The 22974-nt window shown below is 29.4% G+C and carries 26 protein-coding genes, 1 tRNA gene and 1 pseudogene; 19 read left to right on the forward strand and 9 right to left on the reverse strand.

Annotated elements, in window-relative coordinates:
* Positions 1 to 338 (reverse strand): annotated as a pseudogene (locus tag AMN78_RS02755) (transketolase); the annotation flags it as partial.
* A 57-nt stretch (positions 339 to 395) separates the two neighbouring features.
* Here AMN78_RS02755 and AMN78_RS02760 point away from each other — a divergent pair.
* From AMN78_RS02760 to AMN78_RS02845, 18 genes are all read left to right on the forward strand, one after another.
* Entirely contained in the window at positions 396 to 719 is a 324-nt protein-coding gene (locus AMN78_RS02760; RefSeq protein ID WP_075534060.1) for a hypothetical protein, read from the forward strand.
* The gene (locus tag AMN78_RS02765) at positions 707 to 1153 is read left to right on the forward strand and encodes a cell division protein ZapA (RefSeq protein ID WP_075534061.1); all 447 of its coding nucleotides are present in this window, start codon (positions 707 to 709) and stop codon (positions 1151 to 1153) included. The genes AMN78_RS02760 and AMN78_RS02765 overlap by 13 nt, the downstream gene beginning before the upstream one ends.
* Positions 1154 to 1705 carry a 5-formyltetrahydrofolate cyclo-ligase gene (locus AMN78_RS02770; protein WP_075534062.1) on the forward strand — a complete coding sequence of 184 codons (552 nt, stop codon included), beginning with the start codon at positions 1154 to 1156 and terminating at the stop codon, positions 1703 to 1705. It abuts the gene before it with no gap.
* Complete coding sequence (locus AMN78_RS02775) at positions 1705 to 2511, forward strand: TIGR00282 family metallophosphoesterase (RefSeq protein WP_075534063.1); 807 nt, start codon at positions 1705 to 1707, stop codon at positions 2509 to 2511. The genes AMN78_RS02770 and AMN78_RS02775 overlap by 1 nt, the downstream gene beginning before the upstream one ends.
* Positions 2512 to 2513: 2 nt before the next feature.
* The gene (locus AMN78_RS02780; RefSeq protein ID WP_075534064.1) at positions 2514 to 3242 is read left to right on the forward strand and encodes a YebC/PmpR family DNA-binding transcriptional regulator; all 729 of its coding nucleotides are present in this window, start codon (positions 2514 to 2516) and stop codon (positions 3240 to 3242) included.
* Positions 3242 to 3733, forward strand: a complete 492-nt coding sequence (locus AMN78_RS02785) for a RuvC family protein (protein ID WP_075534065.1) — start codon at positions 3242 to 3244, stop codon at positions 3731 to 3733. The genes AMN78_RS02780 and AMN78_RS02785 overlap by 1 nt, the downstream gene beginning before the upstream one ends.
* A gap of 57 nt (positions 3734 to 3790) precedes the next feature.
* On the forward strand, positions 3791 to 4471 hold the full coding sequence (tolQ, locus tag AMN78_RS02790) for a protein TolQ (RefSeq protein ID WP_075534066.1): 681 nt from the start codon (positions 3791 to 3793) through the stop codon (positions 4469 to 4471).
* 2 nt (positions 4472 to 4473) lie between these two features.
* Complete coding sequence (gene tolR / locus AMN78_RS02795) at positions 4474 to 4887, forward strand: protein TolR (protein WP_075534067.1); 414 nt, start codon at positions 4474 to 4476, stop codon at positions 4885 to 4887.
* A 50-nt stretch (positions 4888 to 4937) separates the two neighbouring features.
* A complete protein-coding gene (locus AMN78_RS02800) occupies positions 4938 to 5711 on the forward strand; it encodes a cell envelope integrity protein TolA (RefSeq protein ID WP_256997705.1) in 774 nt (257 codons plus the stop codon).
* Position 5712: 1 nt separating this feature from the next.
* The gene (gene tolB, locus AMN78_RS02805) at positions 5713 to 7050 is read left to right on the forward strand and encodes a Tol-Pal system beta propeller repeat protein TolB (RefSeq protein ID WP_075534069.1); all 1338 of its coding nucleotides are present in this window, start codon (positions 5713 to 5715) and stop codon (positions 7048 to 7050) included.
* 75 nt (positions 7051 to 7125) lie between these two features.
* Positions 7126 to 7602, forward strand: a complete 477-nt coding sequence (gene pal, locus AMN78_RS02810) for a peptidoglycan-associated lipoprotein Pal (RefSeq protein WP_082254529.1) — start codon at positions 7126 to 7128, stop codon at positions 7600 to 7602.
* 84 nt (positions 7603 to 7686) lie between these two features.
* Positions 7687 to 8646, forward strand: coding sequence for a tol-pal system protein YbgF (gene ybgF / locus AMN78_RS02815; RefSeq protein ID WP_075534071.1), 960 nt, complete (start codon positions 7687 to 7689; stop codon positions 8644 to 8646).
* Complete coding sequence (gene tilS, locus AMN78_RS02820) at positions 8615 to 9637, forward strand: tRNA lysidine(34) synthetase TilS (protein ID WP_082254530.1); 1023 nt, start codon at positions 8615 to 8617, stop codon at positions 9635 to 9637. The genes ybgF and tilS overlap by 32 nt, the downstream gene beginning before the upstream one ends.
* Positions 9638 to 9729: 92 nt before the next feature.
* The gene (ftsH, locus tag AMN78_RS02825) at positions 9730 to 11625 is read left to right on the forward strand and encodes an ATP-dependent zinc metalloprotease FtsH (RefSeq protein ID WP_075534072.1); all 1896 of its coding nucleotides are present in this window, start codon (positions 9730 to 9732) and stop codon (positions 11623 to 11625) included.
* Between the two features lie 4 nt (positions 11626 to 11629).
* A complete protein-coding gene (gene folP, locus AMN78_RS02830) occupies positions 11630 to 12694 on the forward strand; it encodes a dihydropteroate synthase (RefSeq protein WP_075534073.1) in 1065 nt (354 codons plus the stop codon).
* Entirely contained in the window at positions 12691 to 14025 is a 1335-nt protein-coding gene (glmM, locus tag AMN78_RS02835; RefSeq protein WP_075534074.1) for a phosphoglucosamine mutase, read from the forward strand. Before folP ends, glmM begins: the two co-directional genes overlap by 4 nt.
* Positions 14022 to 14834, forward strand: coding sequence for a bifunctional hydroxymethylpyrimidine kinase/phosphomethylpyrimidine kinase (gene thiD, locus AMN78_RS02840; RefSeq protein WP_075534075.1), 813 nt, complete (start codon positions 14022 to 14024; stop codon positions 14832 to 14834). Before glmM ends, thiD begins: the two co-directional genes overlap by 4 nt.
* Positions 14834 to 16126, forward strand: coding sequence for an adenylosuccinate synthase (locus AMN78_RS02845; protein ID WP_075534076.1), 1293 nt, complete (start codon positions 14834 to 14836; stop codon positions 16124 to 16126). The genes thiD and AMN78_RS02845 overlap by 1 nt, the downstream gene beginning before the upstream one ends.
* Here AMN78_RS02845 and rpoH read toward each other — a convergent pair.
* Positions 16123 to 17019: an RNA polymerase sigma factor RpoH gene (gene rpoH / locus AMN78_RS02850; protein ID WP_075534077.1), complete on the reverse strand. Its 897-nt coding sequence runs from the start codon at positions 17017 to 17019 to the stop codon at positions 16123 to 16125. The two genes, AMN78_RS02845 and rpoH, sit on opposite strands and share 4 nt — an antisense overlap.
* A 30-nt stretch (positions 17020 to 17049) precedes the next feature.
* A complete protein-coding gene (locus AMN78_RS02855) occupies positions 17050 to 18030 on the reverse strand; it encodes an RluA family pseudouridine synthase (protein WP_075534078.1) in 981 nt (326 codons plus the stop codon).
* A gap of 24 nt (positions 18031 to 18054) precedes the next feature.
* Here AMN78_RS02855 and AMN78_RS02860 point away from each other — a divergent pair.
* A tRNA-Arg gene (locus AMN78_RS02860) sits at positions 18055 to 18132 on the forward strand.
* Positions 18133 to 18144: 12 nt separating this feature from the next.
* Here the strand turns inward: AMN78_RS02860 and AMN78_RS02865 are convergent.
* From AMN78_RS02865 to AMN78_RS02890, 6 genes are read right to left on the reverse strand one after another with little or no spacing between them, the layout of a single operon-like run.
* Positions 18145 to 18960: a hypothetical protein gene (locus AMN78_RS02865; protein WP_075534079.1), complete on the reverse strand. Its 816-nt coding sequence runs from the start codon at positions 18958 to 18960 to the stop codon at positions 18145 to 18147.
* Positions 18961 to 18977: 17 nt separating this feature from the next.
* Positions 18978 to 19781: a glycosyltransferase family 17 protein gene (locus AMN78_RS02870; protein ID WP_075534080.1), complete on the reverse strand. Its 804-nt coding sequence runs from the start codon at positions 19779 to 19781 to the stop codon at positions 18978 to 18980.
* 7 nt (positions 19782 to 19788) lie between these two features.
* The gene (locus AMN78_RS02875) at positions 19789 to 20496 is read right to left on the reverse strand and encodes a hypothetical protein (RefSeq protein ID WP_075534081.1); all 708 of its coding nucleotides are present in this window, start codon (positions 20494 to 20496) and stop codon (positions 19789 to 19791) included.
* A 1-nt stretch (position 20497) separates the two neighbouring features.
* Positions 20498 to 21238: an ABC transporter permease gene (locus tag AMN78_RS02880; RefSeq protein ID WP_256997706.1), complete on the reverse strand. Its 741-nt coding sequence runs from the start codon at positions 21236 to 21238 to the stop codon at positions 20498 to 20500.
* Positions 21239 to 21275: 37 nt separating this feature from the next.
* Positions 21276 to 22010, reverse strand: coding sequence for an ABC transporter ATP-binding protein (locus tag AMN78_RS02885; RefSeq protein WP_075534083.1), 735 nt, complete (start codon positions 22008 to 22010; stop codon positions 21276 to 21278).
* Positions 22011 to 22012: 2 nt separating this feature from the next.
* Entirely contained in the window at positions 22013 to 22960 is a 948-nt protein-coding gene (locus AMN78_RS02890; RefSeq protein WP_075534084.1) for an L-threonylcarbamoyladenylate synthase, read from the reverse strand.
* Positions 22961 to 22974 lie beyond the last annotated feature (14 nt).

Consider the following 22974-nt stretch of genomic DNA (forward strand, 5'->3'; position numbering starts at 1 on the left):
GTTTCAATTCCAGTACTTTTTTTATATTCAGGATGTCCTGCACAAATAGAATTTAATTGTCTAAAATTTTTTATATCTTCAATAGAAATACTTTTGTAGCCATTTAAATATAGTAAAGAATAAAGCAACATGGATCCGTGACCTGCAGATAAAATAAATCTATCTCTGTTAATCCAATCTGGATTATTGGGATTAAACCTCAGGTGGTATTTAAATAAAACCGTAGCAACATCAGCCATTCCCATAGGCATACCGGGATGCCCCGAGTTTGCTTTTTGAACAGCGTCAATTGATAAAAATCTTATAGCGTTGGATAATTGATTAAATTTTACAGTCACTTTTAAATACCTATATAGACTTAAACTAACTATATCAATATTATGGTATAAATCTTTATGAATAGTTTTGAAAAGAAAGAACAAAATTTAAACCAACTTATTGATAAATTAAATTCTTTATCTTTAAGTTATTCACAGCCAAATTATGAGTTAGAAAAAATTAGAAGTGAAAAAAATGAATTAGCCAATCAAAAAAAAGAAATTGAAAAAAAAAATGAAGAATTAATGAGAGAACACAAATATTTAAAAGAAAAAATAAAAAATCTTCAATTAGATGTAAACAAAAGATCTGAGCTTGAGGACAGATTTAATCAAGACATAGAGGAATTAAGCCAAGAAACCGAAAATTTAGTTAGTGAGATAGATAAATGGCAAATGTAAATATTAAATTTAATAACAAAGACTATTTGCTTTCATGTGATGATGGTCAAGAAGAGTCATTGAAAAAATTAACAAAGTTTTTAGACAAAAAGTATGCAGAATTAAAAGATAAGCTTGGAAATATCGGAGAAAATAAGCTTTTATTAATTACAACTATTCAATTAATTGACGAATATTTTGATTTAAAACAAAAAGTAACAGACCAAAAAAAAAAATTAGATGAAATTTCAAATAAGTTTAAAGAAATTAGATCTCTAGCGATTAAATATAAAGAGGGTAAAGATATTGAAATAAAAAATTTAAATGAAGAATTAGATGGGTTTAAAAAGACAATAGAAGAAAACAACTCACTTTATGAGTCAATGCTTGATAAAACCACTAAATCACTAGAGAAAATAATTTCAAATACAGAGTCACTGTCTAAAATACAGTAGATGCAACAGAAAACACAATTAAGAAAAAAATATTTAAATTTAAGGAAAAATAAATATTTTAATATTGATAAAAGTTTTTTTTTACCTTTAGTAAATCTGATACGTAACAAGTTTAAAAAAAAAATTATTAAAGTTGCTTTATATTATCCATCAAACTTTGAGCTTAATGTATTAAAAATTTTAGACCATAGGAATTTTTCAAATCAAGAAATTTTACTTCCTGTCACGGATAAAAATAATTTAATGAATTTTTTCTCTTGGAAAAAAAATGAAGTATTATATGTAGGTAAATTTGGAATATTAGAACCAATAAAGAGCAAACCTAAAATACCTGATTTAATTTTAGTGCCGATATTAGCTTTTGATAAAAATAAATATAGGTTAGGATACGGCAAAGGATTTTACGATCGATATCTAAATAAATACTTAAAAAAATTTAAAAATATTTTTACTGTTGGTATTGCTTTTTCATTTCAAAGACACGATAACCTCCCGGTAAATCAAAAAGATGTAAAACTAGATTACATTATTACAGAAAAAGGAATTTTTTAATGAACTTACTTATTTTAGGAGACATAATGGGAGCTTCTGGCAGAAAAGCTTTAAGTAACAAACTACCTGATTTAATTAAAACTTATAAGATTGATTTTGTAATCGTTAATGGAGAAAATGCATCAGATGATGGAAGGGGTATTACCCGAGAGATAACTGAAAAATTTTTTAAAATTGGTGTAGATGTAATCACCTCTGGAAATCATATTTGGGATAAAAAAGAAACTACAGATTTAATAGAGAAAGAAAATAGACTTTTAAGACCTGCAAATCTTGTCAACGGTTCACCAGGCAGAGGTTATAAAATTTATTATTCAAGAGATAAAAAATTTAAAGTTGGAGTCATAAATCTGATGGGAAATGTTTTTATGAGAAAAACAGAGGATGTTTTTAAAAAAGCACAAGAAATTTCTGACAAAATGAAATTAAAAAAAGATGTGGATTTTATAGTCGTAGATTTTCATGGTGAGATCACAAGTGAAAAAATGGCTGCCGGCCATTTCTTTGATGGTAAAGTCACTTGTGTTGTTGGAACTCATACGCATGTTCCAACTGCTGACACTCGTATTTTAGAAGGAGGGACAGCTTATCAAACAGATATTGGAATGTGTGGAGATTATAATTCTGTCATAGGGATGAATAAAGAAAATTCAATAAAAAGATTTTTGAAACAAAAAGATGCAACTAGTCATTTTCCTGCTGAAGGTGAGGGAACTTTATCAGGGGTAATTGTAGAAACTAATTTTGAAACTGGCTTAGCAAAAAAAATCACCAGATTAATTAATGGAGGAAGTTTAGCAAATTAGTCATGGCAGGACATTCACATTGGGCAGGCATTAAACATAAAAAAGGTAGGGCTGATAAAGAGAGATCTAAAATTTTTTCCAAATTATCTAGAGAGATAACTGTTGCCGCTAAGTTAGGTGACAAAGATCCAAACATGAACCCTAGATTGAGGACAGCTATTCAAGCAGCTAAGCAAGCTAATATGCCAAAAGATAACATTTCTAGAGCAATTAATAAATCAGAAATGAGCGGAGATAAAAATTATGAGAATTTAAGATATGAAGGATTTGGACCATCTAATGTTGCTTTAATAATAGAGACTCTTACAGACAATAAAAATAGATCTGCATCAAGTATAAGAACAATATTGCAAAAAAATGGAGGAAGATTGGGAGAGACCGGGTCCACCGCTCATATGTTTTTAAATTGTGGCATAATACACGTAGAAAAAGGCAGTATTAAAGAGGAAGAAATATTTGAATTAGCAACAAACGTTGGGGCACAAGACTGTATTAATTTAAATAATGTTTTTGAGATAATTACCCAAAAAGAAGATTTTTATAAAATTAAAACTGAACTTGAAAAAAAAATCGAAACACTGAATTACTCATCAATAGAGTGGAGGCCAATAAATTTAATAAATTTAGCTAAAGATAAAAGCGAGGCATTATTTGAAGTTTTAAATAGTCTCGAGGAGTTAGATGATGTACAAAACATATTTACAAACGCTAATTTAAAAAATTTTCAATAATGAAAATCATAGGAATAGATCCAGGTCTTAGCGGTGCAATAGCAGTTTTAGAGAATAATAATGTTTTAAATATATTCGATATACCTGTGATGTCCGAAGGGAAGAAAAATAAAAGACAACTAAATAGTGCATTACTTGTAAATCTTCTCAGAGAAAATATTATTAAAGATGAAGAGGTAGCAGTTGTTGTTGAGCAAGTAAATGCAATGCCTGGTCAAGGTGTAACTAGTATGTTTAATTTTGGCCAAACGTTTGGCGCAATCAAAGGCATATGCGCGGCGCTTGAATTGCCAATTTACTTTGTAAGACCATCAAAATGGAAAAAACATTTTGAATTAATTAATTCTTCAAAAGACTCAAGTAGAACAAAAGCCATAGAAATGTATCCGAAATTATCAAATCAACTCGCCAAGAAAAAAGATGTTAATAAATCCGACGCTATTTTGATAGCAAGATACTTCAGCGAAACAAGATTAACTGAAGAAAATTAAACCCAAATTAATAAATTACGCCAAATTCATGACACAATCTAAAAGTAATTAACCACTATGGAACAAGATATAGCAACTCAAGTAGTAGGCTTAGGTGGAGCAACAGATTTTTCTTTGTGGAAACTTTTTTTAAGAGCAGACTTTGTAGTAAAATTTGTAATTATTCTATTAATTGCTTCCTCAATTTTTTCTTGGGCACTGATTTTTGACAAATTTAAACTTTTTAAGAATATAAATAAATCAATTATTGATTTTGAAAAAAAATTTTGGAAAGCTAAATCAGCAGAAAGTTTTAATAATAGTCTCCCAGTAAACTCAAATGACCCTGCAACTTTAATCTTTAAAGCAGCAATGGGAGAGTTAGTAAAAACAAAAAGACAATCTTCTGCGATTCAAGCAGCAAGAGTCGAAAGAATTCTAGAAATAGCCACAGATAATGAAATGAAAAAGGTTGAAAAAAACTTTACATTTTTGGCTACAGTTGGGTCAACCGCTCCTTTTATTGGATTGTTTGGAACTGTTTGGGGGATAATGAATTCTTTTCAATCTATTGCAATCTCAAGAAATACAAGTTTAGCAATCGTTGCACCAGGTATTGCGGAAGCATTATTTGCAACTGCATTAGGTTTATTAGCTGCGATCCCAGCGGTGGTAGCTTATAATAAATTTAACAGTGACTCCCAAAAATATTTTTCAAGAATTGAAAATTTTTCTAAAAGATTTTTATCAATAATTTAATAATGGCATTCAGATTTTATCGCTCAAAAAAGGAACCAATGAGTGAGATAAATGTTACACCTTTTGTAGATGTAATGCTTGTTCTTCTGATAATATTTATGGTGACTGCTCCTTTATTGACCGTAGGTGTTCAAGTTGACTTACCTGAGTCAGCTGCAGACTCGCTTCCAGATGATCAAGAACCTTTAACAATAAGTATTAATTCTAAAGGAGAGATATATATTCAAGAACATCAAGTCACTTATCAAAAAATGGTACCTAAACTTTTAGCCATTGCAAAAAACAGAACAGATACCAGAATTTATGTAAGGGGCGATAAGAATATCAATTATGGAAGAGTTTTAGAGATAATGGGAACTTTATCAGGTGCAGGATTTTCAAAAGTTGCTTTAATTTCTGAGCCTTACAAAAATTAAAATGGAATATGATAAGAAGCTTAATATACTCTTTAACATTTCATTCATTAATGATTTTACTGACAGTTATGAGTTTGCCTTTTATGCTTAGGGAACCGGTTGATTTGCCACCTATAGTATCAGTGGAATTAATACAAATTTCGGACAAAACAATGATACCATATGCTCCTAAAGCGAGAAAAATTATAGAGAAAACAAAAAAAAAGGAGGAAGAAAAAAGAGTAGTTTCGGAACAAGCTCCACCATCAGCTAAAGCAAAAGAAAAGCCCGATAGAATTCCTCTACCAGATAAAAAAAAAGAAGAAGAAAAAAAAATAATTAAAAAAAAACAAAATCCTGAGGAAGTAAAACCTCAAATTAGACAGTCATCTGAATTTGAGAAGAAAGAGGTAGTTGATGCAAATCAAATTGCAGCACTAATAGATAAAGCTAAAGAAATCGAAGCTACAGAAAAAAAAGTTAGTAAAAAAATAACTCAAAGTAACCAAAAAAATTCATTTGCAACTGGTCTTACTCTATCAGAGGAAGATGCATTAAGAGCACAAATTTTTGGTTGCTGGAGTGTTCCATTAGGTTTACCTTATGATCAAAACTTATTAGTTAGAATTAAATTACAATTAAAGAAAGATGGCACCATACTCAAATCAGAAATATTGGATCACGAACGTATGAATAGACCAGGTCAGAAATTTTATAAAGTATTGGCTGAGAGCGCTTTAAGAGCTGTTAGGATGTGCCAACCACTAAAAGTTCCACCTACTGGATATGACAAATGGAAGAATATTCAATTAAACTTTAACCCAGAGGAAATGTTAAAAGGCTAATATGAAAAAATTTATCTTTATTTTTCTAATTAATATTTTTTCAATTACTAATTTATCGGCACTTATAGAAGTGGATATTACTAGAGGTAATTTAGATCCATTACCGATTGCTATTTCTCCTTTACATGTTGATATTAAATCAGAAAAATATAAAGATCTTAATGTAAAAGAGTTAGGTGATAAAATATCTGGAATAATAGAAAAAAATTTTAGAAACACGGGCTTATTTAATCCTTTAAAAAAAGATGCCTTTGTCCAAAAACCAGACATCGCACATTTAAAACCGAGATTTGAAGATTGGAGATTAATAAAAGCTCAAGCTTTAGTTACAGGGAAACTTTTAATTAGCAGTGACAAATTAAAGGTAGAGTTTAGACTTTGGGATTTAGCTGCTGCTCAGGAGATGACAGCACTAGCATTTACCACAACTCCATCTAACTGGAGAAGAGTCGCGCATATAATATCAGATAAAATTTACGAAAGACTGACAGGGGAAGAGGGTTATTTTGATACTAGAATAATTTATGTTGCCGAAAGTGGACCAAAAACTCAAAGAATAAAAAAATTAGCTATCATGGACCAAGATGGCTTTAATACAAAATACCTTACTTTAGGTAATGAGTTGGTTTTAACTCCAAGATTTAATCCAACAAATCAAATGGTTACTTATATGTCTTATTTTAGAAATATGCCTAGAGTTTATTTGCTTGATATTGAAACTGGAACACAAGAAGTTGTAGGAAATTTTCCAGGTATGACTTTTGCTCCAAGATTTTCTCCAGACGGAAAAAAAATAATTATGAGTTTTGCAAAAGATGGAAATTCAGATATTTTTACAATGGATTTAGAAACAAGACTAGTAGAGAGAATCACAGAACATTCCTCAATAGATACCTCTCCCTCATTTTCTCCTGACGGAAAATTTATTGCGTTCAATTCTGATAGAAGCGGATTGCAACAAATTTATGTTATGAGAAGCGATGGTAGTAATGTTAAAAGGATTACATTTGGCAAAGGTATTTATGGCACCCCTGTTTGGTCACCGAGAGGAGATTTAATTGCTTTTACTAAAATGCATAAAGGTAAATTTTTTATAGGAGTGATGAGAATTGATGGAACAGGTGAAAGGCTTCTAACAGAAAATTATTACCAAGAAGCACCTTCATGGTCTCCAAATGGTAGAGTATTAGTTTTTTATAGAGAGACTAAATCTGGTAATAAAGGGGAGGGCTTTTCTGCTAAATTATGGTCCATAGATATTACTGGCTACAATGAAAGAAGACTTTTAACAAAAACTGATGCCTCAGACCCATCTTGGTCCTCATTATTATCAAAGTGAGGTTAAATTTTATGTAAAATATACTTGAAAGACTTTAAATAATTTGAAATAACCACATTAAACCTAGGGGAAAAAATGACACTAAAATCGAATTTAAAAAATATATTACTTGTAATATTCACTACACTACTTCTCAGCGCCTGTTCTACAGCTAAAAAATCTGGCGATATTGACGGAGATGTATACACTGGGAAAGAAACAGTTGAATATTTAGCTGCAGGTGTTCCAGATAGAGTGTTTTTTGCAACTAACAAATCTTCTTTAACAACTGCCTCAAGAGCGACATTAAGAAAACAAGCTACTTTTTTAAGAAAGAATAAAAAACTTAATGTAGTTATCGAGGGACATGCTGATGAGAGAGGAACGAGAGAATATAACTTGGCGTTAGGTGAAAGAAGAGCAAACGCAGCAAGAGATTATTTGATGACTTATGGTATTTCAGGCAAAAGATTATCTGTAATTAGTTACGGAAAAGAAAAACCAGTAAACCCGAAATCATCACCTATTGCATGGTCTCAAAATAGAAGATCTGTAACAGTAAAAGTTAACTAAAAAATTAACTAAATATATAAAGACCCTTTAACAAATTTGTTAAAGGGTCTTTTTTTTGCCATTTTGTATAAATAGGAATTATGAATGCGAAATGTAATAAATAAACTATATATAATATTTTTCACATTTGCTTTAATAAATTTCACAAATCTTTTTGCTGAAGAGGAAGAAATTTATTTAAAAGCAATTTCCGATCAAATACAAGTAATCACTAAAGATCTAAAAACTTTAGAAAAAGCAGTCTATCAAAAATCTGATGTCGCTGGTAACACAATATCAAACTTTAAGTCTGATGGCTTAAATGAAGACATTTTAACAAAACATCTTTTGAAATTAAATGAAATTGAAGATCAATTCAGAGAACTTACTAATAAGTTTGAAGAGGTAAATTTTAAATTAGATAAATTATCGTCAAGAGTAACAAAAATACAGTCAGATACTCAATTAAGATTTTCAGACTTAGAAAACGGAAATGTTACAACTACAAAAAATAATCAAGTTACATTACCTGGATCGAGTAAACCGCAAGATTTTGGTTCTAGCCCAGGATACCAAATGACCAATTTACCCAAACAACAAACAGTAAACTCTATTCAAGGTGCTCAAACAGTGATCTCTGAAGAACCTGAACAGAAAGATTCTTTGCTACCAGACAAGCCGGCAAATGAACAATATGAATTTGCTGTAGGTTTTATGAAAATTGGTGATTATGAAACTGCTGAAGTCGCTTTAAAAGAATTCATAAACAAAAACAAAGACCACGATTTAGCTGGCAGTGCTCAATATTGGTATGGAGAGACATTCAGAATAAGACAGTTATACTCTGATGCTGCCACAGCTTATTTAGATGGTTACCAAAATTACCCAAAAAGTAAAAAAGCACCCGACAATCTTTTAAAGTTAGGAATTACCATGGTCCAATTAGGTGAGAAAGATCAAGGTTGCAAAATGATTTTAGGTCTCAAAAAAGAATACCCAAAAGCAAGTAAGTCTGTGTTACAAAAAGCTCAGTATGAGCAAAAAAAATTCAAGTGTAATTCTTAAAAGTACATTTTGTGATTTTGAAGAATTATCTTTAATATATTCAAATTTTAGGAATAAATTAGATAAGCTTAAAAGAAAATCATATTTAGTAGCTATTTCTGGAGGACCTGACAGTTTAGCACTTGCAGCTTTATCTAAAGCTTACAGCTTTGAAAAAAAGACAATCTTTTATTATGTTTTGGTTAATCACAATATAAGATCTAAATCATCAAAAGAAGCTGAACAAGTAAAAGCATTATTGAAAAATTACGATATTAGGCTAAACGTTTTAAAAAATAATTTTGTAATAAAAAAAAATATTCAAGCTCAAGCCAGAAAAGTAAGATATGAAATGCTCAATACTTATTGTATAAAAAAAAATATTAAAACTATCCTCACGGGCCATAACTTAGATGATCAAGTAGAAACATTTTTTATTAGACTTTCAAGAGGAAGTGGTTTGACAGGATTATCTGCAATGAAACCCTTGACTAAACTAGACAAAAAAATTGAATTATATCGACCATTACTAGACGTAAAAAAAAATTCTTTAATAAAAATTTCAAAAAAAATATTCAAAAAATATATTATTGATCCATCAAATAAAGATACTAAGTTTCTAAGGACAAAAATAAGAAATCTAAAAAGACCTTTGATGAAAAGTGGAATTAACTACGATCAAATTATAAAATCAATAAATAACTTGGCATCAAGTAGAGAAGTTCTAGATCAATATTTAGAAGAAATTTTTAAAGATTTAATTAAAGTATCAAAAAAACAAATATTAATTGACTACAAACAATTTAAAAAACTTAATTTAGAAGTAAAAATGCAAGTGATTCATAAATGTATTAAGGTTTTGAAGAAAAATTACTATAATCTTCGATCAAAAAAAGTAAATTTTCTTTTAAGCACTATTGAAAAACAAAGCTTTAAAAAAGCAACTCTTGGGGGTTGTTTATTTTTTAAAAAAAAAGACGATTTATGCGTGATTGTTGAAAAAAGTGTCTAAATACTAAAAAAAGGACATAATTTGTCTTATTTACAACTTGATTATTTTTAAAATATACTTGTTTAATTCAATTTAATGATTATTTAAGAGTTATGAATGTAAAAAATTTAGTCATGTGGATCATAATTGTCCTACTTTCCGTAGGCCTATTCAATATGTTTCAAGATCCTAGTAAAATGAATTCTGAAAAAAACTCTTTAGCATTTTCTAATTTCCTGAATGAGGTTGAGGCAGGAAGAGTTGTAGAAGTTCAAATACAAGGAAATAATATCTCTGGAGTTTTAGCTGATGGTAAAACTTTTAAAACTTTTTCTCCAAACTACCCGGAACTAGTTGATAAACTTTCGTCAAAAGGAGTGAGTATAATTGCATCACCACAAGAAGATAAAATGCCTTCACTTCTAGGTATCTTATTATCATGGTTTCCAATGCTTTTACTAATCGGTGTTTGGATATTTTTCATGCGTCAAATGCAAGGAGGCAAAGGCGGCGCGATGGGATTTGGAAGATCTAAAGCTAAATTACTTAACCAGGCTCAAGGAAAAGTAACATTCAATGATGTTGCTGGTGTCGAAGAGGCTAAAGAGGAAGTTGAGGAGATAGTTGAATTTTTAAAAGATCCTAAAAAATTTAGTCGATTAGGTGGCAAAATACCGAAGGGCGCTCTTTTAATTGGTCCTCCTGGAACAGGTAAAACTCTTTTGGCAAAAGCTATTGCAGGTGAAGCTAATGTTCCATTCTTTTCTATATCTGGCTCTGACTTTGTTGAAATGTTTGTTGGAGTAGGAGCTTCAAGAGTAAGAGATATGTTTGAGCAAGGAAAAAAACATTCGCCATGTATTATATTTATTGATGAGATTGATGCCGTAGGCAGAAGTAGAGGTGCGGGTTTAGGGGGAGGAAATGATGAGCGAGAGCAAACTCTTAACCAACTACTTGTTGAAATGGATGGTTTCGATACTAATGAAGGAATAATTCTAATAGCTGCAACTAACAGGCCAGATGTTCTAGATCCAGCTTTATTAAGACCAGGAAGATTTGACAGACAGGTCGTAGTTGGAAACCCGGATATTATTGGTAGAGAAGCGATTTTAAAAGTTCACGTAAAAAAAATTAATACTGGCCCAGATGTAAAGCTTAGAACTATTGCAAGGGGCACACCAGGTTTTTCAGGAGCAGATCTAGCTAACTTAATTAATGAGTCTGCATTACTTGCTGCAAGAAAAAATAAAAGAGTTGTAACTATGTCGGATATAGAGGAGGCTAAAGATAAAGTTATGATGGGGGCAGAAAGAAGGTCTATGGTAATGTCTGAAGATGAGAAAAAATTAACAGCTTATCATGAAGGCGGTCATGCAATTGTTGCTTTGAATGAGAGCGCTTCTGATCCTATACACAAAGCTACAATTATTCCAAGAGGAAGAGCTTTAGGTATGGTTATGAGATTACCTGAAAGGGATCAATTGTCAGTGACAAGAGAAAAAATGCATGCTGATATTGCAGTTGCAATGGGTGGCAGAATAGCTGAAGAAATAATTTTTGGTCATGATAAAGTTACTTCAGGAGCTTCCTCTGACATTGATATGGTAACAAAAATGGCAAAAAATATGGTGACCAAATACGGAATGAGTACGGAGCTAGGTACAATAGCATATGGTGAAAATGAGGAGGAGGTCTTTTTAGGAAGATCTGTAACTAAACAACAAAATATGTCTGAGGATACTGCAAAAAAAATAGATATAGAAGTAAAGAAAATAGTTGATAAAGGTTACGAAAGAGCAAGAAAAATTCTAACAGATAAAATTGACGATTTGCACAAAATTGCAAAAGCATTATTAATTTACGAAACTTTGTCTGGTGATGAAATTAGAGACTTAATATTGAAGAATATCAAACCTACTAGATCGTTTAAAGAAGAAGAAAACGATAATGGAAAATCTTCCTCAGCTCTTGGTTCATTGGGATTAAAGCCAAAACCTGCAATCTAAATAGATGATAAAATATTACACAAGGGCGTGTAATTTTTTTTACGGCAAACAAGCAAAAAAACTAATTAAAAACAAGACTGCATTACCTCTATGTGGCAGTAATAAAATAGCATTTACCTCTCTTGAAATTTTTACAAGAAGAAAAAAAAAAATTGAAAGTAAGTATATAAATATTAAAGATATCAGACTCCTCAATAAAAATGAAAAAAAAAAAATTAATTTAGATATCAAAAAAATTATATCAAAACGTAAAAATTTTTTAAAGTATATTGATTTTTCTAAACCTACGATAATGGGAATTTTGAACTTAACACCAGATAGTTTTTCTGATGGAGGAAAATTCAATAAAGAAAGTAAATCTTTTGAACATATTACCCAGATGATCAAAAGTGGGGCTGAAATAATTGATATTGGAGGAGAATCCACCAGACCTGGTTCAAAAGATATAAGTTTAAAAAATGAGTTTATAAGAATTGAAAGAGTTTTAAAAAAATTTAAAAAAAAATACAAAAAAATTTGCTTATCACTAGACACTAGAAAATCAGAGATTATGAGATACAGCTTAAACTACGGAGTAGATTTATTAAATGATGTATCAGGTTTTAGCTATGATCAAAATTCTATAAATATGAGTAAAAAAAAAAATGTATCAAAAGTTCTTCATCACATGCAAGGGACACCCAATACAATGCAAATAAAACCTAATTATAAAAATGTTTTATTAGATATTTATGATTTTTTTGAGGAAAGTATTAAAAATAAATTTTCTGATAGAAAAATAATCTTAGATCCCGGCATAGGTTTTGGTAAAACTTTGAAACATAATTTGACTTTAATCTCTAAAATATCTTTGTTTCATAGCCTTGGACTTCCAATTTTAATTGGGACGTCTAGAAAAAAATTTATTAACCTAATAGCAGATTCATATGATAGTAAAGAGAGAATCGGGGGAACAGTGGCATCGGTTTTATATCTGTTATCCCAAGGGGTTCAAATTTTTAGGGTTCATAATGTGCTAGAAATCAAACAAGGAATATTAGTTTTTAATAAAATATTATTTGATAAATGAAAAATAAATATTTTGGTACAGATGGGATTAGAGGAACAGTTAACCAAGGAAACATAACCGGAGAGAAATTCTTTAAATTTGGATTAGCATCTGGTACGTATTTTAAGAATCAAAAAAAAAATAAGCAGATAGCAGTAATAGCTAAAGATACAAGACTGTCAGGATACACTTTAGAGCCAGCACTTGTATCGGGCCTTGTCTCTGGAGGCATGCATGTTTTTACACTTGGTCCTCTTCCAACTAATGGTCTCGCAATGTTAACTAAATCTATGAGAGCTAATATGGGAATTATGATTACAGCTTCACATAATCCTTATCATGACAATGGCTTAAAATTATTTGGACCAGATGGGATGAAATTATCGGATAAGATAGAAAAGAAAATTGAAAAGTTAATAGACGCTAAAAATACAAAACAACTTACTAACCCAAAGTCTCTTGGTAGGGTAAAACGATTAGAGGATGGAAACGAAAGATATATCAAAATATTAAAAAGTAATTTTCCCAAAAATTTTAATTTAAAGGGTACTAAAATTGTTTTAGATTGTGCCAATGGAGCCTGTTATAAAGCCGCTCCAAAGTTACTAAGGGAATTAGGTGCGAAAGTTATAACTCTTGGTGTGAAACCTAACGGGTTAAATATAAATTATAAATGCGGATCAACTTATCCTGCTAAAATTAAATTTTTTGTAAAAAAATATAAAGCAAACGTTGGCATTTCTTTTGATGGTGATGCTGATAGAATTATAATGTGTGACGAAAATGGGAAGGTTATAGATGGAGACCAAATTATTGCGATGCTTGCTAGACGATGGAAATCTAAAAAAATTTTAAAAGGTGGTGTAATTGGAACTCTAATGTCAAATTATGGTTTAGAACAATTTTTAAAAAAAGAACATATAAAATTTTTTAGAACAAAAGTTGGAGATAGATATGTCAAAGAGAAGATGAAAAAATTAAATTTTAATTTAGGTGGAGAACAATCTGGACATATAATTTTAGGAAAATTTGCTACTACAGGAGATGGATTATTAGTAGCATTAGAAGTATTATTTTCTTTAAGAAAAGGAATTAAAGCAAGTAAATTGTTAAATGTTTTCAAACCTTTGCCACAAATACTAAAAAATATAGAGGTCCGAGATAAGAATATTATTAATAGTTTTAAATGTAGAGAGGCTATTAGATTAGCAAATAAGCAGATGGGAAATAATGGTAGAATATTAGTAAGAAAATCTGGAACAGAACCAAAAATAAGAATTATGGCAGAGTCTTATAATAAAAGTTTAATTGTTAAATGTATCCAAAAAATTAAAAAATCAATAATAAATTGAAACTAAAATCTAAAATTTTAATAATTGCTGGATCAGACTCATCTGGCGGGGCAGGAATACAAGCTGATATTAAAACAATTACATCTTTAGGAGGTTATGCAATGACTGCAATAACTGCTATTACTTCACAGAATACTACTGGAGTAAAATCAGTTTTACCTATTCCCCATAAAGAGATCGAAAAACAAATTTTATTCTCATGCAAAGATATAGCTCCGAATGCAGTCAAAATCGGAATGCTTCACTCATCAAAAGTCATCTTGTCAGTTGTGAAGGCAATAAAAAAAATAAAAACAAAAAAAATTATACTAGATCCAGTGATGGTAGCAAAAGGTGGAGCTAAGTTAATAAATCAAAGAGCAATTACAACTTTAAGAGATAAATTATTAGAAAAAACATTTTTAATTACACCTAATATACCTGAAGCTGAGGAATTAACTAAAATTACAATAAAAAATGTTGATGATATGATCTATTCTGCTAACAAACTTTTAGATATGGGGGCAAAAAACGTACTTTTGAAGGGTGGCCATAAAAATTCAAAATATATAAATGATATTTTCTTAAATAAAAAAGATTTAAAAATTTTTAAAAATAAAAAAATTAAAACAAAGAACACACACGGAACTGGATGTACGTTATCAAGTGCGATTACAACATTCTTATCTTGTGGAAAACCTATAATAAAATCCTGTGAGTTAGGCATTAAATATGTTAATCACGCCATAGGATCTAGCCCTAAATATGGTAGAGGTCATGGTCCTATAAACCATCTAAATTCAATTGAATTAAAAAAAGAGTTTAAATAATGAAAAATGTAATTGTAGTTGGTTCTCAATGGGGAGATGAAGGAAAAGGAAAAATAGTTGATTGGCTTTCTAGTGAGGCCGATGTTGTTGTCCGCTTTCAAGGAGGGCACAACGCAGGGCATACATTAGTTATTGATAAAAAAGTTTTTAAATTAAGACTTTTACCATCTGGAATTGTTAGAGAAAAAAAAATTTCAATTTTAGGTAATGGCGTTGTAATTGATCCGTGGGCATTGTTGGATGAGATTAAGGAAATTAAAAATAAAGGTATTAGTGTGACGGATGAAAATTTTATGATCTCTGAGTCCGCATCTTTAATTCTTCCATTTCATCAAGAAATGGATGAAATTAGAGAAGATATAGCTGGAAAAAGCAAAATCGGGACCACAAGAAGAGGGATAGGACCTTGCTATGAGGACAAAGTAGGAAGAAGATCAATACGAGTTATGGACTTAAGATCAGAGAGCAATCTTGATAATAGACTAAAAAATGTTCTTGCTCATCACAATGCAGTTAGAAAAGGATTAAATAAAAAGATTTATAAAAAAGATGAATTAAAAAAAAAGCTTCTTAAGATTGCTCCACAGATACTAAAGTACGCTAAACCTGTATGGTTAGAGTTAGACAAGTTCATTAAAAATCGAAAAAAAATTCTATTTGAGGGTGCGCAAGGAATTCTTCTTGATGTGGATCATGGAACGTACCCCTATGTAACTTCTTCAAATACAGTTCCGTCAATGGCATCAACAGGAACTGGTTTAGGCCCTGATAAATTAAATTACATTTTAGGAATTACAAAGGCTTATACAACTCGAGTTGGAAGTGGCCCTTTTCCTACTGAATTAAATAATAAAATCGGAGAGAGTTTAGGAAAAAAAGGTAAAGAATTTGGAACTGTCACGGCACGGAAAAGAAGATGCGGCTGGTTTGATGGAGTTTTGGTAAGGCAGACAATTAAGATTTCAGGAATTAATGGTATAGCTTTAACAAAATTAGATGTGTTAGATGATATGGATGAAATAAAAATTTGTGTACAATACGAACTTAATGGAAAAAAAATAGATTATTTACCCTCTGCACCCGAAGACCAATTTAATGTCAGACCTATTTATAAAACTTTTCCAGGATGGAAAACAAAAACTCAAGGAATTAGGCACATGAAAGACTTACCTGAGAACGCAAAAAAATATGTTTATGCATTAGAAGATTTTATAGGGGCAAAAATTTCAAGTATTTCAACTAGTCCTGAGAGAGATGATACGATTTTATTGGAAGATCCTTTTAAAATTTAATTATTTGTTAGTAGATTTTTTGATTTACTAGCATTTATCATCGATTTTTGAAGCTTTTCAAAAGCTTTAGTTTCTATTTGTCTGATTCTTTCTCTGCTTATTTTATATTTTTTACTTAAATCTTCAAGAGTTGAAGGGTTTTCATTTAATCTTCTAGCAATAATAATTTCTTTCTCTCTCTCATTTAAAATTTTCATAGCACTTTTAAGAAGTTCTTTCTTATCATCATATTCTTGTTGCTGAGAAATTAATAATTCTTGGTCTAAACTTTCATCCACAAGCCAATCTTGCCATTCATCTGCCTCACCACTTTTAATCGGTTCATTAAGAGATTTTTCTTGACCCATCATCCTTCTATTCATATTTACAACTTCTTCAGAATCAACATCCAGCCTTTTTGAAATTTCTTTGACTTGTTCATCACGCAGGTCACCATCTTGACTAGGAGCAATTTGATTTTTTATTTTCTTTAAATTAAAAAAAAGTTTTTTTTGTGCAGATGTTGTTCCCATTTTGACTAAACTCCAAGATCGTAATACGTACTCTTGAATTGAAGCTTTTATCCACCACATTGCATAAGTCGCTAATCTAAACCCCTTGTCAGGATCAAATTTTTTCACTGCTTGCATCAAACCGATATTTCCTTCAGAAATCATTTCATTTACTGGCAAACCATATCCCCGATAACCCATAGCAATTTTTGCTACTAATCTGAGATGACTAGTAACAAGTTTATGTGCAGATTGTAAGTTTCCATTTTCCTTCCAATTCTTCGCGAGCATATATTCTTCCTCGGCATCTAACATTGGAAATTTTTTAATTTGCGCAAGATAGATCGACAATCCTCCCGAAGTAGGGACTGGTAAATTTGATAATTGATTTTTGTTACTCATTCTAAAGATTTATATATTAATTAAATTTTTTCAACCAGTATGTTTATTTAAGAAATTCAGCATTTTTTTAAAGTCATTTGGAAGCGGAGCTTTGAAGCTCATCCATTTTTTTTTTATTGGATGTGAAAATCCTAAGGTTTGAGCATGTAACACTTGACCAGCGATATTTGATAAAATGTTAAAAAAATCTTTATTAATTTTTTTAAATTTTATATTTTTTTTACCATATTGCTGATCACCTATAATAGAAGTTCCTTTATGTTTTAGATGAACTCTAATTTGATGAGTTCTTCCGGTTTCTAATTGACACTCAATCAAGCTGATTTTTGGAACTTCTTTAATATTAAATACTTTCAAAGTCTTGTAATTTGTAATTGCTTTTTTCCCCCTTATTTCACTTACCGTCATAAGTTGTCTATTTTTTTGACTCCTGCAAATTAATGTTTCCACTTTACCAATCAAAGGTCTTATTACTCCCCAAATTAAACAATGGTAATTTCTTTTTATTGAATGATCACTAAATTGTTTGCTCAAGTTTGAATGTGAAAAATTATTTTTTGCGATTACCAGTAACCCACTAGTATCTTTATCAATTCTATGAACTATTCCCGGTCGAATTTTCCCATTTATACTAGACAAGTTATCTTTATATCTATACTTAAGAGCATTAACTAAAGTGTTTTCAAAATTTCCTACACCAGGATGAACAACTAAACCTTTTGGCTTATCTAAAACTATTATATCATTATCCTCAAATACTATCTTTAAATCCATTTTCTTAGGAAGGACTTTACTTTCTTTTTTTTCAATAATATTAATTATAATTTTATCATTTACTTTTACTTTAGTTGCAGGTGTTTTCACAATTTTTTTATTAATTTTTAATTGAGAATTTTCAATTAATTTTTTTACGTAAGTTCTTGTGATGAAGTTGATCTTTTCTGATAAGATAAGATCAACTCTTATATTATGATCTTTTTTTTCAACTATAAATTTTATTGTTTTATTCATAAATTAATTTAAATTAGAAATTATGCGCCGGTAGCTTCAACTGGATAGAGCGCCGGATTTCGGCTCCGGAGGTTATGGGTTCGACTCCTATCCGGCGCACCAAACCTCTGAAAATTAATTACTTTCAAATTTTTTTTTAATTTCATTAAAAATACCAGAAAATTTTTCCCACCTTTTGTCATATTGATGTACTAGCAAATAAGGTTGTTGTAATTCATTTACAAGTCTCAGTTTATTATCAAAGTTTAAATTTTTTAGATAGAACACTGTTGCAAAAGGACCGCTTTTATTTGAGTAAAATTTTACCGAACTTATCATATTTTTATAGACTAAGTAATTTGCATGACCTTGGTCACACCCTCTTTCTTCGGGGTCCGTTCTAAAGGTTAAATAATATTTTAATCTTTTCTTATAATTAAATTTTTCAATATTATGATTTATTAAGTTTAAGTATTCCTTAATTTTCTCATTTTTTCCTAAAACAGTCCCCGAACAAAGAATAATATTGTTTGCAACACTTAAATATTCTGCATTGCCATAAGTTTTAATTATCCATTTTGAGTTATAAGGACAATCTTTTATTTTATAATCTTCTAAAAAAAAGTTTATTTCTCCAGTATAATTATAGTTAAAAGGATCACCTTGAAAATAAACATCTCTACTATCGCTAAGTAAAATTTTATCGTAGTTTTTATTTTCAAGAAAACTTGAAAATATTTTATATCTTTTAAATTGTATTTTTTTTTTATTTAATGTGGTTGTGATTGTCTTGCAACTATACTCTTTTAATTTGTACTCTAAATCTTTATCTTTCCCATCAATAATTATACAAATTTCATCAGAATAATATTTTCTTAAGCTTTTTAAAAATAAAGAAATCTGTTCAAAATTGTATCCAACTGCAGCTGCTAAAACTAAATTTCTACTCATTTTTGATATTTAAAATTTTAGATAATCCAATCCTTTAAGAGCTTTTGATTATTAACGACATAATCAGGAAAAGAGTTGTTAATGTCAATTTTTTTTAATTCAAAACCTCTTCCAAATATATCTATATTATTAGCAATTTTTTTTTCAATCTCATTTTTATTTGTATTTTCATCAGTATTAAATTCTCCATGAGAATAAGCTTTAATTTTTTTAATAATATCATTTGGGTTTTGTAGAAATGAAAAATGCCACCCTCCTTCAATAATTTGTAAGTTCAGTTTATCAACTCTCCAAAAAGGATAGTTTTTAAATTTTAAATCTCTTAATTTTTGGGGACTTTGTAAATTTTTCTTCTGACAAATTTTTGATCCTATCCAGTTGCTTTCTTCGATATTTTGTAAATTTAGTTTGTACATGAACATTTTCTGAGAAAATGCAATAAATTTTGTTCTTCTTTTAATTTGATTAATTTTGTTTAAGTCAGGTATTTCATCAGAATCTGAGATAATCACCAAATCATTATTATTTGCTTTTTCCAATCCTTTAAGAATACTATTTCTTTGATGTTGCTCTATAATTGACTCCCCCCCTTTATGTACAGTAAAATTTATTGGCTCATTAAAATCAGCAACTATATAAATTATTTTATTTTCAAACTTTTTGAATTTTTTGATATCAAAGTTAAGTTTTTTACTTTCACCCTGATGAGTTTTTGTAGATTCAGAAATTACAAAATAATCAACTTTATCTTTTAAAATATTCATTCTTAAATCAACCATGTGATCTTCGTTAAAATATTGAAAACAATCGTAAATAGCCATTAATGAATTATTTTTTTGTAAAAGTAGTCAATCCCAATTTTTTTCCATCTATAACAGATGAGGAACAATGTAGGTTAGTCCTATCAAAAATTAACATTGAACCTACTTCCCACTGGTAAATCAATTCTATTTCTAATCCAGTTAAATTTTCAATTTTTTCATGATTTAAATATTTTTTATGTATTTCGTTATCAAAAGGTTTATTTCCAAATAGTTTTAAGTGCTCAGAAGATCTTTTATTTTGACCGTATTTTAAATCCTTTTTGTTTAATTCGTCTTGATCAATTGTAAAATTTGTTGATTTTCCATAATATCTATTTTTAAAAATGATTGTACTTCCTACTGGAGTAAGAGGTATTAAACTTTGTTTATAGATTAAGTCTCTAAAATCAAAACCCCCATCAATGTGTAGTCCAATTGGATTATAACTTTCTTGAAATAGTCCAAGAATATCCTGTCCATCTTCAGTTTTTAAATTATCGTATTTAAAATTACCAATTTCCTTACTTAGTCTATTGTAAAATATTTTTTCTAACTCTTTTCCATAATTAAATAACCACCTCTTTTTAATAACGTTTTGTTTTTTATTATGTACTGTAACAGGAAGTTTTTTGTAAAGTTCAATAAATTTATTTATTTCATGGCTATCAAACACGTTTTTCAAAACAACAGGTTTGCTTTCACTCTTTTTTATTTTATCAATTTTTTCATGCATATTATTCACCCATGTTAATTAATGTTCCTCTTTTTTTTGCACCAAAATAAGAGATGTAAAAAACTATAACACCAAAAATAAAATAAACTACTGATATAGAAATTGATTTGATTATATTCATATAATTAACTGTATTATTCATCAAAATACTTCTCATTTCCTCAAAAATATGAACTAGAGGAAGACCTTTTGCAATGATTTGTAGAGAGGTGGGTAATATTTCTAATGGATAATAAATACATCCCAGTGGAGCTAAAAAAAATAAACTAGCCCAAGCTATATTTTCAAAAGACGGTCCGAATCTAAGTAGGCCAGATGTTACTAGAAGGCCTAAAGTAACCCCAAATAAATACAATGCTAATAATAAAAAAATTAATGGCAATCCAAGTTTTAAAACTGAAACTCCAAAGAGCGGAATAGCTATCAATACAGCTGGCACTAATCCAATTAAAGTTCTTAAAATGGCAGTAAAAGTGAGGGCAGCTATAATTTCTCTAATTCTTATAGGAGCTATAAATAGATTCGTAAAATTTCTACTCCAAATTTCCTCTAGAAACATCATGTTAAAACTTATACTGGCTCTAAAAAGAAAGTCATATAAAATTGCAGCGGTTAGTATCACCCCTACAGTGTTGCTATAATATACTGAATTAAGAGTAAAAAACTTTGATATAAAACCCCATAAAAAAATTTGAACAGTTGGCCAATATATCAAATCTAAGACCCTTGGAAATGAATTCATTATCAAATAAAGGTGTCTAAGACCTAAAGCATAAATCTTAAAAAAATTCATCTTTACTCCTAGCTAATTTTAAAAATGTTTCTTCTAAATTACTTCTTCCATGTTTTTTTATGAGCTCCCCACATGTGCCAACATCAATAATCCTACCTTTTTTCATCATAATGATACTATCGCAAAGCCTTTCAACTTCGTTCATATTGTGTGAGGCTAATAAAATTGTAATTTTGTTCTTTGATTTATATTCTTGAATGTAGCTTCTTATAAAGTCACCAATATCAGGATCTAAGCTTGCAGTTGGTTCATCTAAAAGTAAAATTTCAGGCTTATTAATAAGAGATTTTGCTAACGAAACTCTATTTTTTTGACCCGATGAAAGTTCACCTGTTTTTCTATTAAAAAAATTTTTTATATCTAAATCAATAGATATCTCTTCAATTCTTTTTCGTAATTCTTTTACACCATACAATCTTCCGTAAATTTCAAGATTTTGCTTAACAGTAAGTTTTTTTGGTAATTCAACATAAGGTGATGCAAAATTGAATCTTTTTAAAATCTCATCTCTTCTGAATGTATTAATGTTTTTATTCTCTATAGTGATCTCTCCTTCTGAGGGGGTTACAAGACCTAGCATCATTCCTATAGTAGTTGTTTTTCCACATCCATTTGGACCCAAAAGACCAATAGTTTTGTTTTTATCTATTGCGAAATTAATTTTATTGACTGCTGTATATTTTCCATAATTTTTTGTAAGATTATTTATTTCAATGAACATTTTTAATTTCCAGCTCTTTTCAATCTATCATTTATTGCAATACCTGGACCAGAATTAGGTATTTTTGATACAAAAATTTTTTTATAACCTTTATTTTTTATTTTTCGCATAATTTTATATAAGTTAGCTGCTGCTTCTTTCAAGTTGCCATTTTTACTTAAATTGAAATAATTTGTTTTATTTTTATAATTTTTTCCAAAAACGATGTATGCTTGGTTTGTATTATTTGGTTTTTTTCCTAAAATAACAGGTATTCCTGGAGAATAATGTTTTTTAAACATCCCAGGAGATTTAAATTTGGTTCTTCTTTTAGACAAGTTTATTTTTAAAAATTCTTTTATTTCATTTTTATCAATTATTCCTGGTCTTAAAATTTTAGGTTTAGATGTTAAATCTATTACTGTTGATTCTATTCCAATTTTTGTACGACCTCCATTGATAATTATATTAATCCTTTTTTTAAATTCATCAAAAACATCAAAAGCAGTTACAGGACTTAAACCCGAAGAAATATTTGCGCTTGGCATGGCTAGAGGAAAATTTAAAGATTTTAAAAGAGATCTAATTATTTTATTTTTAGGAAATCTTATAGCTATTGTTTTCATACCAGCAGTAACTTGTGAGTCAATTTTTGATATTTTGTTTTTTTTTAATATAAAAGTTAAAGGACCTGGGCAATATTTTTTATAAAGCCTGATAAAATAATTATTTAATATTATATCTTTTCTTGCATCATCAAAATTATAGTAATGAACAATTAATGGATTTTTTTTTGGTCTTTTTTTTAATTTAAAAATTTTATTGATTGCTTTTCTAGAATAGGCATTTCCAGCCAAACCATAGACAGTTTCTGTTGGTAAAACGGCAATTTCTCCTTGTATTAGAGATTTTTCAGTTTTTTTAAGTATCTGTTTGTTAAAAGAGAAAATATTTGAATAGATGTTTTTCATATTGTACCTATTAT

Source organism: Candidatus Pelagibacter communis (genome assembly GCF_001179945.1).
GTDB lineage: Bacteria > Pseudomonadota > Alphaproteobacteria > Pelagibacterales > Pelagibacteraceae > Pelagilacustribacter > Pelagilacustribacter ubique_A.

What these genes read in the sequence shown, in the direction of transcription:
- tilS (WP_082254530.1), top strand. Translation starts at nt 8,615, where the DNA reads ATGAGCAAAAAAAATTCAAGTGTAATTCTTAAAAGTACATTTTGTGAT.
- ybgF (WP_075534071.1), top strand. Translation starts at nt 7,687, where the DNA reads ATGCGAAATGTAATAAATAAACTATATATAATATTTTTCACATTTGCT.
- rpoH (WP_075534077.1), bottom strand. Translation starts at nt 17,019, where the DNA reads ATGAGTAACAAAAATCAATTATCAAATTTACCAGTCCCTACTTCGGGA.
- AMN78_RS02875 (WP_075534081.1), bottom strand. Translation starts at nt 20,496, where the DNA reads ATGCATGAAAAAATTGATAAAATAAAAAAGAGTGAAAGCAAACCTGTT.
- pal (WP_082254529.1), top strand. Translation starts at nt 7,126, where the DNA reads ATGACACTAAAATCGAATTTAAAAAATATATTACTTGTAATATTCACT.
- ftsH (WP_075534072.1), top strand. Translation starts at nt 9,730, where the DNA reads ATGAATGTAAAAAATTTAGTCATGTGGATCATAATTGTCCTACTTTCC.
- AMN78_RS02760 (WP_075534060.1), top strand. Translation starts at nt 396, where the DNA reads ATGAATAGTTTTGAAAAGAAAGAACAAAATTTAAACCAACTTATTGAT.
- AMN78_RS02775 (WP_075534063.1), top strand. Translation starts at nt 1,705, where the DNA reads ATGAACTTACTTATTTTAGGAGACATAATGGGAGCTTCTGGCAGAAAA.
- AMN78_RS02765 (WP_075534061.1), top strand. Translation starts at nt 707, where the DNA reads ATGGCAAATGTAAATATTAAATTTAATAACAAAGACTATTTGCTTTCA.
- AMN78_RS02865 (WP_075534079.1), bottom strand. Translation starts at nt 18,960, where the DNA reads ATGAGTAGAAATTTAGTTTTAGCAGCTGCAGTTGGATACAATTTTGAA.
- glmM (WP_075534074.1), top strand. Translation starts at nt 12,691, where the DNA reads ATGAAAAATAAATATTTTGGTACAGATGGGATTAGAGGAACAGTTAAC.
- AMN78_RS02770 (WP_075534062.1), top strand. Translation starts at nt 1,154, where the DNA reads ATGCAACAGAAAACACAATTAAGAAAAAAATATTTAAATTTAAGGAAA.
- AMN78_RS02845 (WP_075534076.1), top strand. Translation starts at nt 14,834, where the DNA reads ATGAAAAATGTAATTGTAGTTGGTTCTCAATGGGGAGATGAAGGAAAA.
- AMN78_RS02855 (WP_075534078.1), bottom strand. Translation starts at nt 18,030, where the DNA reads ATGAATAAAACAATAAAATTTATAGTTGAAAAAAAAGATCATAATATA.
- AMN78_RS02785 (WP_075534065.1), top strand. Translation starts at nt 3,242, where the DNA reads ATGAAAATCATAGGAATAGATCCAGGTCTTAGCGGTGCAATAGCAGTT.
- AMN78_RS02880 (WP_256997706.1), bottom strand. Translation starts at nt 21,238, where the DNA reads ATGAATTCATTTCCAAGGGTCTTAGATTTGATATATTGGCCAACTGTT.
- AMN78_RS02870 (WP_075534080.1), bottom strand. Translation starts at nt 19,781, where the DNA reads ATGGCTATTTACGATTGTTTTCAATATTTTAACGAAGATCACATGGTT.
- tolB (WP_075534069.1), top strand. Translation starts at nt 5,713, where the DNA reads ATGAAAAAATTTATCTTTATTTTTCTAATTAATATTTTTTCAATTACT.
- AMN78_RS02780 (WP_075534064.1), top strand. Translation starts at nt 2,514, where the DNA reads ATGGCAGGACATTCACATTGGGCAGGCATTAAACATAAAAAAGGTAGG.
- AMN78_RS02800 (WP_256997705.1), top strand. Translation starts at nt 4,938, where the DNA reads ATGATTTTACTGACAGTTATGAGTTTGCCTTTTATGCTTAGGGAACCG.
- AMN78_RS02885 (WP_075534083.1), bottom strand. Translation starts at nt 22,010, where the DNA reads ATGTTCATTGAAATAAATAATCTTACAAAAAATTATGGAAAATATACA.
- AMN78_RS02890 (WP_075534084.1), bottom strand. Translation starts at nt 22,960, where the DNA reads ATGAAAAACATCTATTCAAATATTTTCTCTTTTAACAAACAGATACTT.
- tolQ (WP_075534066.1), top strand. Translation starts at nt 3,791, where the DNA reads ATGGAACAAGATATAGCAACTCAAGTAGTAGGCTTAGGTGGAGCAACA.
- folP (WP_075534073.1), top strand. Translation starts at nt 11,630, where the DNA reads ATGATAAAATATTACACAAGGGCGTGTAATTTTTTTTACGGCAAACAA.
- tolR (WP_075534067.1), top strand. Translation starts at nt 4,474, where the DNA reads ATGGCATTCAGATTTTATCGCTCAAAAAAGGAACCAATGAGTGAGATA.